This window comes from Pseudomonas helleri (assembly GCF_001043025.1).
Taxonomy (GTDB): domain Bacteria; phylum Pseudomonadota; class Gammaproteobacteria; order Pseudomonadales; family Pseudomonadaceae; genus Aquipseudomonas; species Aquipseudomonas helleri.
Window position 1 is genome coordinate 126,788 of record NZ_JYLD01000014.1, and the last position, 15,013, is coordinate 141,800.

13 protein-coding genes are annotated in these 15,013 nt (G+C 59.6%); 4 read left to right on the forward strand and 9 right to left on the reverse strand.

Translation table 11 applies throughout. The features are described from left to right. The first annotated feature begins 233 nt into the window (after positions 1-233). Entirely contained in the window at positions 234-1,526 is a 1,293-nt protein-coding gene (gbcA, locus tag TU84_RS20590; protein ID WP_048372345.1) for a glycine-betaine demethylase subunit GbcA, read from the forward strand. 72 nt (positions 1,527-1,598) lie between these two features. On the opposite strand, the gene TU84_RS20595 is transcribed toward gbcA, so the two are convergent. The 7 genes from TU84_RS20595 to TU84_RS20625 form a co-directional block, all read right to left on the reverse strand. Then, positions 1,599-2,177: a GNAT family N-acetyltransferase gene (locus TU84_RS20595; protein ID WP_048372347.1), complete on the reverse strand. Its 579-nt coding sequence runs from the start codon at positions 2,175-2,177 to the stop codon at positions 1,599-1,601. Between the two features lie 513 nt (positions 2,178-2,690). Then, positions 2,691-3,461: an electron transfer flavoprotein subunit beta gene (etfB, locus tag TU84_RS20600; RefSeq protein ID WP_048372348.1), complete on the reverse strand. Its 771-nt coding sequence runs from the start codon at positions 3,459-3,461 to the stop codon at positions 2,691-2,693. A gap of 100 nt (positions 3,462-3,561) precedes the next feature. Further along, the gene (etfA, locus tag TU84_RS20605) at positions 3,562-4,773 is read right to left on the reverse strand and encodes an electron transfer flavoprotein subunit alpha (RefSeq protein ID WP_048372350.1); all 1,212 of its coding nucleotides are present in this window, start codon (positions 4,771-4,773) and stop codon (positions 3,562-3,564) included. Continuing rightward, the gene (gene dgcB, locus TU84_RS20610; RefSeq protein ID WP_048372351.1) at positions 4,770-6,713 is read right to left on the reverse strand and encodes a dimethylglycine demethylation protein DgcB; all 1,944 of its coding nucleotides are present in this window, start codon (positions 6,711-6,713) and stop codon (positions 4,770-4,772) included. Before dgcB ends, etfA begins: the two co-directional genes overlap by 4 nt. Positions 6,714-6,827: 114 nt before the next feature. Then, positions 6,828-8,888 carry a dimethylglycine demethylation protein DgcA gene (gene dgcA / locus TU84_RS20615; RefSeq protein ID WP_048372354.1) on the reverse strand — a complete coding sequence of 687 codons (2,061 nt, stop codon included), beginning with the start codon at positions 8,886-8,888 and terminating at the stop codon, positions 6,828-6,830. Between the two features lie 15 nt (positions 8,889-8,903). Further along, positions 8,904-9,434 carry a 4-vinyl reductase gene (locus TU84_RS20620; RefSeq protein ID WP_048372356.1) on the reverse strand — a complete coding sequence of 177 codons (531 nt, stop codon included), beginning with the start codon at positions 9,432-9,434 and terminating at the stop codon, positions 8,904-8,906. A gap of 146 nt (positions 9,435-9,580) precedes the next feature. After that, positions 9,581-10,558 (reverse strand): dipeptidase, encoded by a 978-nt coding sequence (locus TU84_RS20625; RefSeq protein WP_048372357.1) that lies wholly within the window; start codon positions 10,556-10,558, stop codon positions 9,581-9,583. A gap of 229 nt (positions 10,559-10,787) precedes the next feature. On the opposite strand from TU84_RS20625, the gene TU84_RS20630 reads away from it, so the two are divergent. The 3 genes from TU84_RS20630 to TU84_RS20640 all read left to right on the forward strand — a co-directional run bounded on the left by TU84_RS20630 (position 10,788) and on the right by TU84_RS20640 (position 12,122). Continuing rightward, positions 10,788-11,189, forward strand: coding sequence for a lysozyme inhibitor LprI family protein (locus TU84_RS20630; RefSeq protein ID WP_048372358.1), 402 nt, complete (start codon positions 10,788-10,790; stop codon positions 11,187-11,189). A gap of 14 nt (positions 11,190-11,203) precedes the next feature. Beyond that, complete coding sequence (locus TU84_RS20635) at positions 11,204-11,620, forward strand: DUF3010 family protein (RefSeq protein ID WP_048372361.1); 417 nt, start codon at positions 11,204-11,206, stop codon at positions 11,618-11,620. 247 nt (positions 11,621-11,867) lie between these two features. Next, the gene (locus TU84_RS20640; protein WP_048372362.1) at positions 11,868-12,122 is read left to right on the forward strand and encodes a hypothetical protein; all 255 of its coding nucleotides are present in this window, start codon (positions 11,868-11,870) and stop codon (positions 12,120-12,122) included. 89 nt (positions 12,123-12,211) lie between these two features. On the opposite strand, the gene gbdR is transcribed toward TU84_RS20640, so the two are convergent. Next, entirely contained in the window at positions 12,212-13,315 is a 1,104-nt protein-coding gene (gbdR, locus tag TU84_RS20645; protein ID WP_048372364.1) for a choline metabolism transcriptional regulator GbdR, read from the reverse strand. A gap of 380 nt (positions 13,316-13,695) precedes the next feature. Beyond that, a complete protein-coding gene (locus TU84_RS25300) occupies positions 13,696-14,796 on the reverse strand; it encodes an RHS repeat-associated core domain-containing protein (RefSeq protein ID WP_053225284.1) in 1,101 nt (366 codons plus the stop codon). Positions 14,797-15,013: the final 217 nt, after the last annotated feature.

Here is a 15,013-nt window from a genome sequence, read left to right on the forward strand (position 1 = left end):
GCCCTTGGGCGGCCATTTACCTATTCGCGACATTCACATACTTATCGCGACCAGCCGCTGAAAACAGCTCTTGCAGCGTCGGGAACAGATTGGGCCATGTCGCCCGCAGATATGGCGATCAGGCACTTCGAACGCACACTCAGCGCCACTGACAACAGTTTTTGCTTTGCCTTGTGTCGCACCCCTGATCAGCCACTTTTAGGCCACGTCGAATGGCCATGAGGACTACAACGATGGACGTCACCGCAACCCTGAGCCTGGGCGATCCACTAGAACCTGCACGCAAGGCCACCGCCGAGATGTTGCAAAATCGCGAGCGGACGTTTTCGCTGCCGCAGCCGTTTTATAACGACGAGCGTCTGTTCGAAATCGACATGCAAGAGATCTTTCAAAAGGAATGGCTGATTGCGGGCATGACCTGCGAGATCCCGGCCAAGGGCAACTTCTTGACCCTGCAAGTGGGCAAGAACCCGATCATCGTGATCCGTGGCGCTGAAGGCCAGGTACATGCCTTCCATAACGTGTGTCGCCACCGCGGCTCGCGGCTGTGTACCAGCGAGAAAGGCAAAGTCGCCAAGCTGGTGTGCCACTACCACCAATGGACCTACGAGCTGGACGGGCGCCTGCTGTTTGCCGGCACCGAGATGGGCGCCGATTTCGACATGAAGCAGTACGGCCTCAAGCCGGTCAACGTGAAAACCGCAGGCGGCTACATCTTTATCAGCATGGCCGAGAACCCACCGGCGATTGACGAGTTCCTGGCCACGCTGAACCACTACATGGAACCCTACGACATGGAAAACACCAAGGTGGCGATCCAGACCACCCTGGTCGAAAAAGCCAACTGGAAGCTGGTGATTGAAAACAACCGCGAGTGCTACCACTGCGGCGGCTCGCACCCGGAGCTGTTGAAAACCCTGCTGGAATGGGACGACGTGACCGACCCGCGCGCCGACCAGGCGTTCAAGGATCACGTGGCCGCCTCTGCCGCTGCCTGGGACGCCGAAAAAATTCCCTATGCCCACGCCAGCTTCGGCTTGCGTAACCGCATCGTGCGCATGCCGCTGCTTAAAGGCACCGTATCGATGACCCTGGACGGCAAACAAGGCTGTGCAAAACTCATGGGCCGGATCAAAAACCCGGACCTGGGCTCGATGCGCATCCTGCACCTGCCGCACTCCTGGAACCACTGCATGGGCGACCACATTCTGGTGTTCACCGTGTGGCCGATCGGCCCGCAAGAAACCATCGTCACCACCAAATGGCTGGTGCACAAAGATGCGGTAGAAGGCGTGGACTACGACGTGGAGCGCATGCGTAAAGTCTGGGACGAAACCAACAACCAGGACCGTCGCCTGGCCGAAGAAAACCAGCGCGGCATCAACTCTACGGCTTACCAGCCGGGACCGTACTCCAAGACCTACGAGTTTGGAGTGGTCAACTTTATCGACTGGTACAGCGATCGCCTGCTGAACAACCTGGGCGCAGCGCCAGCGGCCTACCTCAAAGGCGTCGTCACCCAGTGATATCAACCCTGTAGGAGCGAGCTTGCCTCGCGATCTTTTGATGGTTTAAAAGCTCGCGAGACAAGCTCGCTCCTACAGGGGCTTACGCTCCAGAAACATCAAATACGCCTCGCCTGTCACCCCGATCATCGGGTGCGGGACGACGGTGCAGGTTTTAACAATCGTAAACCCATGACGCTCATAGAACCGGCGGGCGCCGGTGTTGGCGGCGTAGTCGATCAGGCTCAAGCCCTTGAGCCCTAACTCATCACAACGCTGGTGCGCGTATTTAAGAAACTCCTGGCCCAAGCCCAGGCCGCGCCACCCTTCATGCAAGGCCAGGCTGGAGATATACAGCGTGTCGGGGACCTCCATGTCGGCGTACGGCGCCAGCACCGGGTCGGTCACAGGCTCAGGGTTCGGGTCTTCACGCATCACGTAGCTGTGCATCATGCCAATCACGCGGCCTTCGGCCTCGGCAATCAGGCAGTTCTCATACGAGAAATTCACCCCTTCACGGGCATAGCGACGCTCGCCCACGTCCAGCAGCGCCTCGCCCGGTTGTGCGATGAGGCTCCAGATGTAATCGGCGCCCCCCTCAGATGAAATTTGAAACAGGCGTGCGATGTCGCGCGCATCCGTTTGCAACGCTGGACGAAACAAAATAGGCATACGCGTTACTCCACAGGCTTAAGGCGCTCTTTTTAACGCAGCCCACGGCGCGTGCGCCGGGGAGGTTTATAACCAGTTGTTACTATGCACAGCTCATTTTTTGATCAACACGCCCCAGGCCAGGCTTTCAAAGGCGCGCAGCCCTTCACCAACATCTTATCCACAGCCACACCCACAGCAATTGTGGGGAAGTGGGTAAGTTATCCTTAAAAAGGCGATTGGCTATTTTTTGATCAAAATCGTGTAAGCCACGGTTTATATGGACTGTAGCTAACCGCGAACACGTTATCCACATAACCGCCAACAGAGAATGTGTGCAACTTATGCACCGCCCTGCCCGACTGTGGAAAACCCCTTAAAGGCGCCATTGCTCAAGGGTTTAACGGCTGCGCGGTGGATAACAACGGTAATTGGGTGTTTTTTGATCAGATGCTTGAAAGCCTTGATCTGTATGGCGCTTAGCCGATAGCAAACAACTTATCCACATAAGCGCTAACAGACTTTGTGGGCAACTCAGCGCACCACGCCTTCTTCGATGAGTAACTTTAAAATCGCCTGTGCGCCCTCTTCGGCACTCACGCCTTTGAGCACTTGCCCCGAACCACCGGCCGCCTTGGCTGTGGCGGCCTTCATGCGGTCAGCGCCGCTTTTGGCCTTGATCACCTTCAAACGCTTGGGGCGCGGTTTGGCGGTCTGGAAAAGCCCGCGTGTGGATAACTCGTCTTCCACCACCTCGACCTCCTGGGCGCCGATCTGCCCCCGTGTGGCCGGGCCATAGGCGCTCTGCCGGGCTTTAGGCGCGGCGTTATCCACAGTGGCCATAAACGGCAGGCGCACCTTGAGCCGACGCCGCTGGCCACGGGGCAGCGCTTGCAGCACCGTCGCCACACCGTTGTGGATAGATTCGATGTGCGCCACGCCCACCAGCAGCGGCCAGCCCAATTGCTCGGCCAGCAGGTACGGGAGCATGCCCGACCCTTCGCCGGTTTCGGCCTGGCTGCCGGCCAGCACCAGCTGAACCCCGGACTCACGCAAGTAATCGCGCAGCACCGGCACCGCGTCGGCGTGCTCGGGTTGTTCAAGAACATGCAGTTCGTCCAGGCCCATGCCCAGATAAGCGCGCAGCGCGGGCTCGTGGGGGTTACCGGCGTGCAGCACATGCAGGTTATCCCCAGCCAGTTGCAGGCCCAGCTCAACAGCGCGGGCATCGTGCTCGGCACGCCGGGCCCGCCCGGAAGCGGGGTGAGCGCCGATTGAAACCAGTGCGACAGTGTCGATGCTCATACATAACTCTCCAAAACACACAAAACCTGTAGGAGCGAGCTTGTCTCGCGATCTTTTGATCGTTTAAAAGATCGCGAGGCAAGCTCGCTCCTACATGGGGTCAGGCGGCGCTTTGCTTAGCGCCATGGCGCCACTGCTCAACCGCCGCGATCAACGCTTGCAGCACCGCCGTGCCGTCGCCGATCACCGACAAGTCAGCGCGCTTGATCATGTCGCAGCCGGGGTCGAGGTTGATCGCCACCACTTTGTCGCACGCGCCAATACCTTGCAGGTGCTGGATCGCGCCGCTGATGCCGACCGCCACATACACCCGCGCCGTGACCCACGTACCGCTGGCGCCCACTTGGCGCTCGCGACCCATAAAGCCATCGTCCACGGCTACCCGCGATGCGCCTTCGGTGGCGCCCAGGGCCGAGGCCGTCTTGTGGAAAAGTGGCCAGTCCTTCACACCGTTGCCACCACTGAGGATAAATTCCGCCTCGGCCATGGGAATCGCCGCCGGGTCCACTTCCACCGCGCCCAAATCTTCGATGCGCGGCAAGCACGGCACCACCGCTGTGGATAACTCCACCACCAGGGCCTCATGGCGGGTTTCACTCACCGGCTCAGCGCATTCGGCGGCCGCCAGAATCAAGCGCGGCACGGCTTGCGACACGTCTTCGAGCCCGGCCCCGGCGCGGCCCACACATTGGCCGCCCTTGATTTGCCACACGCGGGTCGCCGGGCGTTCACCCAGGCTGGCCGCCAAACGCCGCCCCAGTTCACCGCCACCCGAGCGGCTGTCGGGCAGCAACCAATGCTGGGGCGCGAATTGGTTATCCACAGCCCGCAAGCTCAACACCTGTTGCTCCGGTGCATAACCTTGGCTGTCGAGTTGTAACAAGCGGTCGACACCGGCCGTGGCAAACGCGGTTTCTTTGGAGTCACCGAACACCACCGCCAGCACCGCGCCGTCTGCACCCGCCAGTTGGTGGGCAAGCCCGAGCAGGTCGCGGTCATGGCTGCTCAAGCGGCCACCGACCATGTCCGGCACCACGGCGATGTAAAACGCCGGGGCGGGCACTTGATGCAACGGCAATTGCACCTCAACCCGGGCTGTGCGCTTGCTCGCGCCGCCCTGCTGCACGCCGCTGCGGTCGATGCGCTTGATGCCGTTGGGGCCGATAAAACCCACCCCGTGGACGTTTTTGCGCAGGACACCGTTAGGCCCCATCCAGCTTTGCTGCGTTGGCTGCAGAGCTGCGTGCAACGGGTGCAAGCGGTTACGGGCGATCCACTCGGCACGCGGGTCGCGGCGAATAATGTCACTCATGCGATCACCTCTTCGGGAGCACGCTGGGTGGCTTTGACCGGCGCTGCGGGTTCAACCAGCGCATCGGCCACCAGTTCAGCAATGTCTTTGATCAACGGCCGTGGCTCAACCACGCCTTCAAGCATGGCGGTGCACTGCGGGCAGCCCACGGCCACGCGCTCGGCGCCGGTTTCGCGAATGTCGTCCATGCGCATGTCGGGGATACGCTGCTTGCCGGGGATGTCGGTAATCGGCGCGCCGCCGCCACCGCCGCAGCACCGTGAGCGAAAGCCCGAGCGCTGCATCTCTTTGACCTCAATGCCCAGCGCCCGCAGCACCGCACGCGGCGCCTCGTATTCACCGTTGTAGCGGCCCAAATAGCACGGGTCGTGATACGTCACGCTGCCACCGGTATCGGCGCTCACGTTCAATTGCCCGGCGGCCAGCAACTCGGCCATGTAAGTGCTGTGATGCTGCACCAGATACTCGCCACCAAAGGCTGGGTACTCGTTTTTCAGCACATGAAAACTGTGCGGGTCGCAGGTGACGATGCGCTTGAAGCGGTACTGGGCCAGGGTCTGGATATTGCGCCTGGCCAGGGCCTGGAACGTCGCTTCATCACCCAAACGCCGGGCCACGTCGCCGCTGTCGCGCTCCTCCAGGCCGAGCACGGCAAAGCTGACCTTGGCCGCTTTCAGCACTTTGACGAAGGCGCGCAAGGTGCGCTGGTTGCGCATGTCGAACGCGCCGTCACCGACCCAGAACAGCACGTCGACCGATGGCGTGTCGCGCATCACGTCGAGGTTCAAATCAGCGGCCCAGTTCATCCGCCCACCGGGTGCAAAACCGCCGGGGTTGTCGGTAGCGATCAGGTTGTCGAGCACCTGCGCCCCATTGTTCGGCGTCGCGCCTTTTTCCAGGGTGAGGAAGCGGCGCATGTCGACGATGGCGTCTACGTGCTCGATCATCATCGGGCACTCTTCCACGCAGGCGCGGCAGGTGGTGCACGACCACAGCGTTTCAGCGTCGACCAAACCATTGACGATCGGCTGATGCGGGTTGCCGCCGTGCTCGCCAATCGGCTTGCCGGGGTACGGGCTGCCAGCGAAGTGCGCGTCGGTGCCACCGGCCAGGCCCACGACCATGTCTTGAATAAGTTTTTTCGGGTTCAGCGGTTGCCCTGCGGCAAACGCCGGGCACGCCGCTTCGCACTTGCCGCACTGCACGCAGGCGTCGAAACCAAGCAGTTGGTTCCAGGTGAAATCCTTGGGTTTTTCTACGCCCAACGGCGCGCTGCGATCCGTCAGGTCGAGGGCTTTGAGGCCGGTAGAACGGCCGCCCCCAAAGCGCTCGGCGCGGCGGTGCCAGGCCAGGTGCAGCGCCCCGGCGAAGGCGTGCTTCATGGGCCCGCCCCAGGTCATGCCCAAAAACAATTCACACACGCCCCACGCCACGCCCACTGCCAGCAATGCCGCGAGGAACCAGCCGCCAAAGCCTTCGGGCAGCACCCCGGCGACCGGCAAGGTGAGGATAAAAAAGCTCGCTGAAAACGCCAGCAGGCTTTTCGGCAGGCGCATCCACGGGCCCTTGGACAAGCGGCTCGGCGGGTTGAGGCGGCGTTTAAACACAAACAGCGCGCCGATAAACATCAGCGCCGTGGCGAACAGCAAGGCGTAACCGAGGATCTGGTTATGCACGCCAAAGCCGTGCACCACAATCGCCAGCACCGCCGCCAGAACAAACCCGCCCGCCGTGGCCACGTGAGTGTTGGCCATGTATTTATCGCGTGCCACCACGTGGTGCAGATCGACCATGTAGCGACGCGGCATGGCCAGCAGGCCGCCGAGCAGATCGACCTTCGACGCACGGCCACGACGCCACATAGCCATGCGCCGCACCGCGCCCAGAATGGCGAGCGCGAGGGCGGCGAATAACAGGATGGGGAGGATGATAGTCAACATGATGAAGCTCCCGGGTCTCACACGATCCCTGTAGGAGCGAGCTTGTCTCGCGATCTTTTCAACGATCAAAAGATCGCGAGGCAAGCTCGCTCCTACAGAGGTATGGGGCGCTGCTTAGAAATCCTTGCACAACCGCAGGGCGTCATAGATGGCGGCATGCACGTTGCGCTGCGCCACACAGTCACCGAGGCGGAACAACAAGTAGCCGTCACCCGCTTCGCTCAGGCACGGTTGCGGCTGGATCGCGAACAGCGCTTCAACGTCGATCTGGCCCTTGTTGCGCGAGTCGGGTTTGAGCGCGTAATACAGCTCTTCGTCCGGGCGCACGCCGTTTTCAATCACCACCTGGTCCACCACGCGCTCTTCCTTGGCGCCGGTGTATTCGTTCTCCAGCACGGCAATCACCTTGTCGCCTTCGCGGTACACGCGCTCCAGCATCATGTCGCCGGTCATGATCACTTCTTTGGGGTACAGGCTGCGGTAGTAGGTCGGGAACGACGTGCCGCCCACCGCCACACCGGGCTTGGTGTCGTCGGTGACGATCTCGACCTGCGAGCCTTTGTCGGCCATAAAGTCGGCCACGGACATGCCGGTGAACTCGCAAATGGTGTCGTACACCAGCACGTTTTTACCCGGCGCCACTTTGCCGTCGAGCACGTCCCAGCTGCTCACCGACAAGCCCTCAGCGGCGCCCCAATGTTCGTTTTGTTCCACAAACGAATGCCCGCCCACCGCCAGCACCACGATGTCTGGGCGCAGGTCGAGAATGGTCGCCACATCGGCCGCCGTGCCCAAGCGCAAGTCGACGTTCAAGCGCGCCAGTTCCAGCTGGAACCAACGGGTGATACCGGCCATCTGGTCACGTTGCGGGGCTTTGGCGGCGATGCTGATTTGCCCGCCAATGGCCTCGTTTTTCTCGAACAGGGTCACGTCGTGCCCGCGCTCGGCGGCCACGCGGGCGGCTTCCATCCCGGCCGGACCTGCGCCGACCACCACCACTTTGCGCTTGGGCCCGGTGGTTTTCTGGATGATGTGCGGTACGCCCATGTATTCACGGGAGGTAGCAGCGTTCTGAATGCACAGCACGTCCAGCCCTTGGTACTGGCGGTCGATGCAATAGTTGGCGCCCACGCATTGTTTGATCTGGTCGACCTGGCCCATTTTGATTTTGGCGATCAGGTGCGGGTCGGCGATGTGGGCACGGGTCATGCCCACCATGTCGACGTAGCCCCCCTCCAGAATCCGTGTGGCCTGGTTGGGGTCTTTGATGTTTTGTGCATGCAGCACCGGCGCCTTGACCACTTCCTTGATGCCCGCCGCCAGGTGCAAAAACGGCTCCGGCGGGAAGCTCATGTTAGGGATCACGTTGGCCAGGGTGTTGTGGGTGTCACAGCCCGAGCCGACCACGCCGATAAAGTCGAGCATGCCGGTGTCGTCGTAGTACTTGGCGATTTGTTTCATGTCCTCGTGGCTCAAGCCATCGGGGTGGAATTCGTCGCCGCACAGGCGGATGCCCACGCAGAAATCCGGGCCCACTTCGGCACGCACGGCCTTGAGCACTTCCAGCCCGAAGCGCATGCGATTTTCAAAACTGCCGCCCCATTCATCGGTGCGCTTGTTTACCCGTGGGCTCCAGAACTGGTCGATCATGTGCTGGTGCACCGCCGACAGTTCCACGCCATCGAGCCCGCCTTTTTTGGCCCGACCCGCCGCGCTGGCGTAGTTGCCGATGATGCGCCAGATCTCTTCCGGCTCGATGGTTTTGCAGGTGGCACGGTGCACCGGCTCACGCACGCCGGACGGCGACATCAAGGTCGGCCAGTTAAAACCGTCCCAGCGCGAGCGACGGCCCATGTGGGTAATCTGGATCATGATTTTGGCGCCGTGCTTGTGCATGGCGTCGGCCAGGTTTTGAAAATGCGGGATGATGCGGTCGGTGCTCAGGTTGACCGAACTCCACCACTCCTGCGGGCTGTCGATGGCCACCACGGACGAGCCGCCACAAATCGCCAGGCCGATGCCGCCCTTGGCTTTTTCTTCGTAGTACTGCACGTAGCGCGCCGTGGTCATGCCGCCGTCCGTGGCATACACCTCGGCGTGTGCGGTGCTCAGCACGCGGTTGCGAATGGTCAGTTTGCCGATTTGAATCGGCTCAAACATTGCTTCGAACGCCATATCCCGATCCTCGATTTACAGCGGCTTGACGATAAACAGACCGTGGTCGTGGCCTTCTTCGGATCCGCTGTAGACCTGTTCGGCCACGGTGCGAATCTGGCTGCCGCGCGCTTGCAGAATCTGGTCCATGGCCCCGGCAAACCAGCCGGTGAACATGTAGTCGACCTTGCGCCCGACCTTGCCGTACACGTACACGAAACAGGAGTGTTCGAGCTTGATGGTGGCGGTGCCTTTGTCCAGGTCGATGTCTTCAATGGTGAACAAGCCCCAGCCACGTTGCGACAGGCGCTTCATGTAATGCTCGAACACCGCCACGCCTTCCAGGCCATGGCATTCGGCTTCTTTTTCGCACCAGTGCCAGGCCGATTTGTAGCCCGCCTTGTAGAGGATCTCGGCATAGGCGTCAGCGCCCAGCACCTCTTCGATGCCCATGTGGTTGTTGACGAAAAAGTGCCGTGGCACGTAGAGCATCGGCAGCGCGTCAGAGGTCCAGACGCCGGTCTCGCTGTCGACTTCGATGGGTAATTGCGGGGCGATTTTAGCCATGGAATAAAACTCCAAAATTCGATGCATTAGCCTGGATCCCTGTAGTCGCTGCCGAAGGCTGCGATAAGGGCCGAAGGACCTTCAAAATCTTAGGGTCGCTGCGCAACCCATCGCAGCCTGCGGCAGCGACTACAGGATGAGATGCGTCACTCGCCCCAGACGTCTTTGAGGACGTTGACCCAGTTTTCACCCATGATCTTGCGCACCACGCGTTCGCTGTGGCCGCGCTTGAGCAGGGTTTCGGTGAGGTTGGGGAACTCGCCCACGGTGCGGATGCCCAGCGGGTTGATGATCTTGCCGAAGCTGGTCAGACGCCGTGCGTAGCCTTTGTCGTGGGTCAGCATTTCGAAGAAATCCTGGCCGTGGCCCTGGGTGAAGTCGGTGCCGATGCCGATGGCGTCTTCGCCCACGATGTTCATGGTGTATTCGATGGCTTCGGCGTAGTCGTCGACGGTCGACTCAATGCCCTTGGCCAGAAACGGCGCGAACATGGTCACGCCGACAAAGCCACCGTGGTCGGCAATAAACTTGAGTTCAGCGTCGGATTTATTGCGCGGGTGTTCTTTGAGCCCGGACGGCAAACAGTGCGAGTAGCAGACCGGTTTTTTCGATTCGAGGATGACCTCTTCGCTGGTTTTGGAACCCACGTGCGACAGGTCACACATGATGCCCACGCGGTTCATTTCAGCGACCACTTCGCGGCCGAAACCCGACAGCCCGCCATCGCGTTCATAGCAGCCGGTGCCCACCAGGTTTTGCGTGTTGTAGCACATCTGCACCACGCCCACGCCGAGCTGTTTGAAGATCTCGATGTAGCCCAGTTGATCTTCAAACGCATGGGCATTCTGGAAGCCAAAAATGATCCCGGTTTTGCCCAGAGACTTGGCGCGGCGGATGTCGGCCGTGGTTTTGACCGGGATCACCAGGTCGCTGTTTTCGCGAATAAGGGTTTGGCTGGCGACAATGTTATTGATTGTGGCCTGAAAGCCCTCCCACACCGACACCGTGCAGTTGGCGGCCGTGAGCCCGCCTTTGCGCATGTCTTCAAACAACTCGCGGTTCCATTTGGCAATGATCAGCCCGTCGATAACGATGCTGTCTGCGTGCAACTCGGCTGGGCTCATCAGGCGTCCCCTTATAGGCGTTTGCTGCGCCGAATCGTCTGCCGGCGCTTTGGGGCCAGCATAGGCTTGGGGGTAAAAACAGCCGGGTGCAAAAGCGACAACGCGATTGCCGAAAGCGTCAATGCGCGACAAAGCGCTAGCGACCACAACGCCAGCCGATGCGCCGGTGACTGTCTTTTGCGCGGCGCTTAAGCCAGAATCCGCCTCAACTATGGATTAGGAAGCCGCAATGAAATCGATTCTCCTGGCCTTGGCGTTGATCACCAGTGGCGCAGCTGCAGCCGATGATGCCGACCACAACCCGTGTGATGCCGTCGAAAACGACCAGCAAACGCTGGCGTGCTCGGTGTTTAGCCGCAATACCGCCGAACAGTTGTTGGCTGAAAACTTTGAGGCCCTGCAAGCGCGCATCAACGCGCTGTACGGCGCCAATGCGACGCAGCTCAACAACATCACCAGCAAAATCAAAACCGCGCAGACCCTGTGGGTGCACCAGCGCGATGCCGATTGCGCGATTGTGGTGTTCCCGGCCAAAGCCGGCACCGAGGCGTTCAACATTGCCCAAAACGACTGCATTGCGGCAGTCAGCGATGACCGCTCGGAGTTTCTGGAATCGATTGGTCAGGAATGACCCATGAGGCGCGTATGACTATTTGCGGGATTGAAATCAAAGGCAGTGAAGCCATTTTTGCCCTGGCCACCCAGGGCGCTGGCGGCCTTGAGCACGTGGCCATCAGCACCAAAAAAATTGCCCTGGACGACGATGAAAACGCCGCCAGCGTCAAAGCCTTCGCCGCCCAACTGGCCGACTGTGTGAAGGCCAACGCCATCACCCGCATCGCGATCAAAAAGCGCAGCAAAAAAGGCGAGTTTGCCGGTGGCCCCACCACCTTCAAAATCGAAGGCATCCTGCAATTGCTGGAGGGTTGCGAGGTGCAGTTACTGTCGCCGCAAACCCTTAACGCGCAATTTAAAAAGCACGCGTATGAGCTGCCAGCCTCGCTTAACAAATACCAGCACGACGCCTACAAAACCGCCTGCGCAGCACTGCTCAAGGGCTGAACGCCCGGCACAAAAAAGCCCCGAAACTGCCGTTACAGTGCCGGGGCCAAGGGTGTAAGTGCCGTGACGGTGACCAAACCTCAGGCAGTGTTACTGAGCCCAGTCTGCCCGGCCCCGCGCCTTGACACTTAGCCAAAAACGACCTGTTCTTAGGCATACCAGACATCGCGCCAAACCTCGCTTGCCCGTTCGTTGAAGCCCTACCAGAATCAAGCTTCGATCGCCTCTCTGTGAAAGGATAAAAAGCATGATGCACGCAGACTTGATTGATGAGCAGGACCTGCTGGGCCAACTGCGCTCGCTGGGCTTTGACGTGTCGGGTAACGCCGAGCAAGCCTGCTCGGCGGTGGTGTGCGGCCTGAACGAGACCAACGCGCGCGAACTTAAGGGCCTGGTAGAAAAGCTCTACACCGGCAGCGCAACCATCTTGCCCGCCGTGCGCCAGGCCATCGACCAGCAATTGCTGCCGGGGCTGGTGCAATACAAGCAAAGCCGGGGGTGAGCGTAACCCGCTGTAGGAGCGAGCTTGCCTCGCGATCTTTTGAACCGTTAAAAGATCGCGAGGCAAGCTCGCTCCTACAGAGGCTTTGACTACACCCTCACACTGGCAAACGTCGACTCGTGCCGCGCCTGATGCAGCGACGCCATCGGCCCGGCCAGCGGGCTCAGCAGCAGGGACTGCGGGATCGGCACCAAGGTGGTTTGCTGCGCAGTATTGGAGCCCACGCGCTCATCACGCGGCGGGATGCCAAAGTACTCGCGGTAACACTTGGAGAAATGCGGCGTCGAGACAAACCCGCACACCGCCGCCACTTCGATAATCGACATCGGCGTTTGTTTGAGCAACTGGCGCGCACGCACCAGGCGCAGCTTGAGGTAGTAGCGCGACGGCGAGCAGTGCAAGTACTTCTGGAACAGCCGCTCCAGCTGGCGACGCGACACGGTCACGTACACCGCCAGCTCATCGAGGTCGATGGGCTCCTCAAGGTTGGCTTCCATCAGCGCAACGATTTCCTGCAACTTCGGCTGGTTGGTGCCCAGCATGTGCTTGAGCGGCACGCGCTGGTGGTCCTGTTCGTTACGAATGCGCTCGTACACAAACATTTCCGAAATGGCGGCCGACAATTCGCGGCCATGATCACGGCTGATTAAATGCAGCATCATGTCCATCGGCGCCGTGCCACCCGAGCTGGTAGAGCGGCTGCGATCCAGGGTAAACAAACGGGTGCTCATGGACACCCGCGGGAAGGCTTCTTGCATCGAGGCCAGACATTCCCAATGCACGCTGCAATCAAAACCGTCCAGCAGCCCGGCATACGCCAGCGCCCAACTGCCGGTGCACACCGCACCCAAACGGCGCGATTGGCGCGCCTGGCTTTGCAGCCATGACACGTGTTCGCGGGTCACAGTGCGTTGAATGCCGATACCGCCGCACACAATCACCATGTCCAGCGCCGGCGCCTTGTGCATGCTGGCGTCGGGGGTAATTTGCAAACCATCGCTGGCCCACACCTGGCTACCGTCAGCGCTTAAGGTGCTCCAGCGATACAACTCGCGGCCCGACAACTGATTGGCCATGCGCAGGGGCTCAATCGCAGACGCCAAAGAAATAAGTGTGAAATTGTCCAGCAGCAGAAAGCCGATGGATTGAGGCGTACGGTTCTGGGGTTGGGCCCCGGAGTTGAACGACGTCATGCGGTATCTCCTCACACAAAGCGGGTGATGGCCCCAGGCGCAGGCTCTTGTTATGACCCACCGTTTACGGGGGCTTTGCCATGACAATGCAAATGCCGCGCCTAAACTTGAATAGGTATTCAATAAAATCTGAAAACGACGTCGCAATGCGTCTAGGAGGGAGGTGCCGAACACGGCTCTAAACACCGTCTAAACAGACGTAGCGCAGGGCGCAGAGCCGTGTTGAGCAAATCGGTAGCACTTGTGGGAAACACGTAGGAACGCACCGTGTCACCAAAGGTGCAGGTGGGGATGTGCGCTGAAAGGGGGCGCGGTGCGCTTAAAAAGCGCGCTAAACAGAAAGCGCTAGACGTCGCCCACCCGACAGTAAAATCAAGTCTTCATCTTACCGAGGGAGTAAACACTCGGCTCCGATACCCTGGAAATGCACTCTCGTTACTTTCAAACTGTTCTGCACTTTTCAGAGCAGTATATTTTTTTTCTACTCTGACTCTGTCACGAATATTCAAAATTATCTCTTTGCTATGGAAAGCCTCCATTATTTGTTTAGGTCCAAATGTTGCCGCCAACTTCACTTCCATGCCTTTAACACTCTGCTGAGTAATATCCGCATAAGCCTGAGCTAAAGATCCGGCATCCCCCGCGCCCGAATAACATGACCAAATTCTGGATGTCGTATGTTCGTTATATCCCTTTTTCTTAACAAGCCGAGCCAAATAAGAAGCGGTTAGCCCTTGCCCTGCATCATTGACGATATATCCAACATTACCGTGGCCATGCAACGTCAATCTCAGCTCACCCGTGGCCCTGCGGTCATAAGCAGCAAAAATACCAGGCTCCAACTCTGAAATTCGAAAGAACTCTACAGTCTCTTTATTCACTGCTGCCCCAAAACGAGCTGCATATTTAGCCGAGGACTTTGAGCTGCGCTTAGATAGCAACCATGAGAAAAAGCCCGCACTGCTTGCTGCCCCCTTACCGCTCAAGAAAAAAACAGCATGCCCACTGTCATCACGTCTATTTATCGAATCCCCACCACAATACCCATAACAATTAATTCCACCATTCCCAAACGGGCTCCAACTGTCCGGGCTGTTAAAACGCATCAACACCGGGTTAAACGCCCGATAGCCATTGCCCAACAAATAATGCCCCGTCACCGGGTCAGCCCGTTCGCCATTAAAGCCCAGCACACTGGCCACGCCGCTTTCAGCCGGGCGATGGCCATACACGTTGTAAGCCATGGATTGGGTTTTATCGGGGTTAACCGTGTGCAATACCGAGCGTTGCAAGTCGGTGGCCAGCAGGTTGCTGCCACCCGCCCCGCCCTCGGCCAACACGTGATCGCCCACCTGAAACACACTGCGCTGCACCGCGCCCTGGATTTCGGTGGTCATGCGCGAGCTGTTGTAAAAGCGCCGAATGCCCGCCGTCTGGATCAAGCGGTCCAGTGGGTCGTAGGCATAGAGGACTGTGGGCATGTGTGTACGCTCGCCGTGTACAGGGACTTGCGCTCAGCTTGCACCGGCGCTGCACGGCTGCCTACTGGCAGATCTGCTAGGTACAGCCCTTGTAATTACATGGACTCGCCCAAGCCGAGGCGTCTGTGCGCCACGGCGGCATTCTATTAGAAGCCAACGACAGCGAGGGCGAGTCCATGAAAAAGAATACGACGACCAATCAGTACGTGCCAACCGA

Excerpts from the sequence above, each read along its gene's own strand:
- gbcA (WP_048372345.1), top strand. The coding sequence starts at position 234 with ATGGACGTCACCGCAACCCTGAGCCTGGGCGATCCACTAGAACCTGCA.
- TU84_RS20595 (WP_048372347.1), bottom strand. The coding sequence starts at position 2,177 with ATGCCTATTTTGTTTCGTCCAGCGTTGCAAACGGATGCGCGCGACATC.
- etfB (WP_048372348.1), bottom strand. The coding sequence starts at position 3,461 with ATGAGCATCGACACTGTCGCACTGGTTTCAATCGGCGCTCACCCCGCT.
- etfA (WP_048372350.1), bottom strand. The coding sequence starts at position 4,773 with ATGAGTGACATTATTCGCCGCGACCCGCGTGCCGAGTGGATCGCCCGT.
- dgcB (WP_048372351.1), bottom strand. The coding sequence starts at position 6,713 with ATGTTGACTATCATCCTCCCCATCCTGTTATTCGCCGCCCTCGCGCTC.
- dgcA (WP_048372354.1), bottom strand. The coding sequence starts at position 8,888 with ATGGCGTTCGAAGCAATGTTTGAGCCGATTCAAATCGGCAAACTGACC.
- TU84_RS20620 (WP_048372356.1), bottom strand. The coding sequence starts at position 9,434 with ATGGCTAAAATCGCCCCGCAATTACCCATCGAAGTCGACAGCGAGACC.
- TU84_RS20625 (WP_048372357.1), bottom strand. The coding sequence starts at position 10,558 with ATGAGCCCAGCCGAGTTGCACGCAGACAGCATCGTTATCGACGGGCTG.
- TU84_RS20630 (WP_048372358.1), top strand. The coding sequence starts at position 10,788 with ATGAAATCGATTCTCCTGGCCTTGGCGTTGATCACCAGTGGCGCAGCT.
- TU84_RS20635 (WP_048372361.1), top strand. The coding sequence starts at position 11,204 with ATGACTATTTGCGGGATTGAAATCAAAGGCAGTGAAGCCATTTTTGCC.
- TU84_RS20640 (WP_048372362.1), top strand. The coding sequence starts at position 11,868 with ATGATGCACGCAGACTTGATTGATGAGCAGGACCTGCTGGGCCAACTG.
- gbdR (WP_048372364.1), bottom strand. The coding sequence starts at position 13,315 with ATGACGTCGTTCAACTCCGGGGCCCAACCCCAGAACCGTACGCCTCAA.
- TU84_RS25300 (WP_053225284.1), bottom strand. The coding sequence starts at position 14,796 with ATGCCCACAGTCCTCTATGCCTACGACCCACTGGACCGCTTGATCCAG.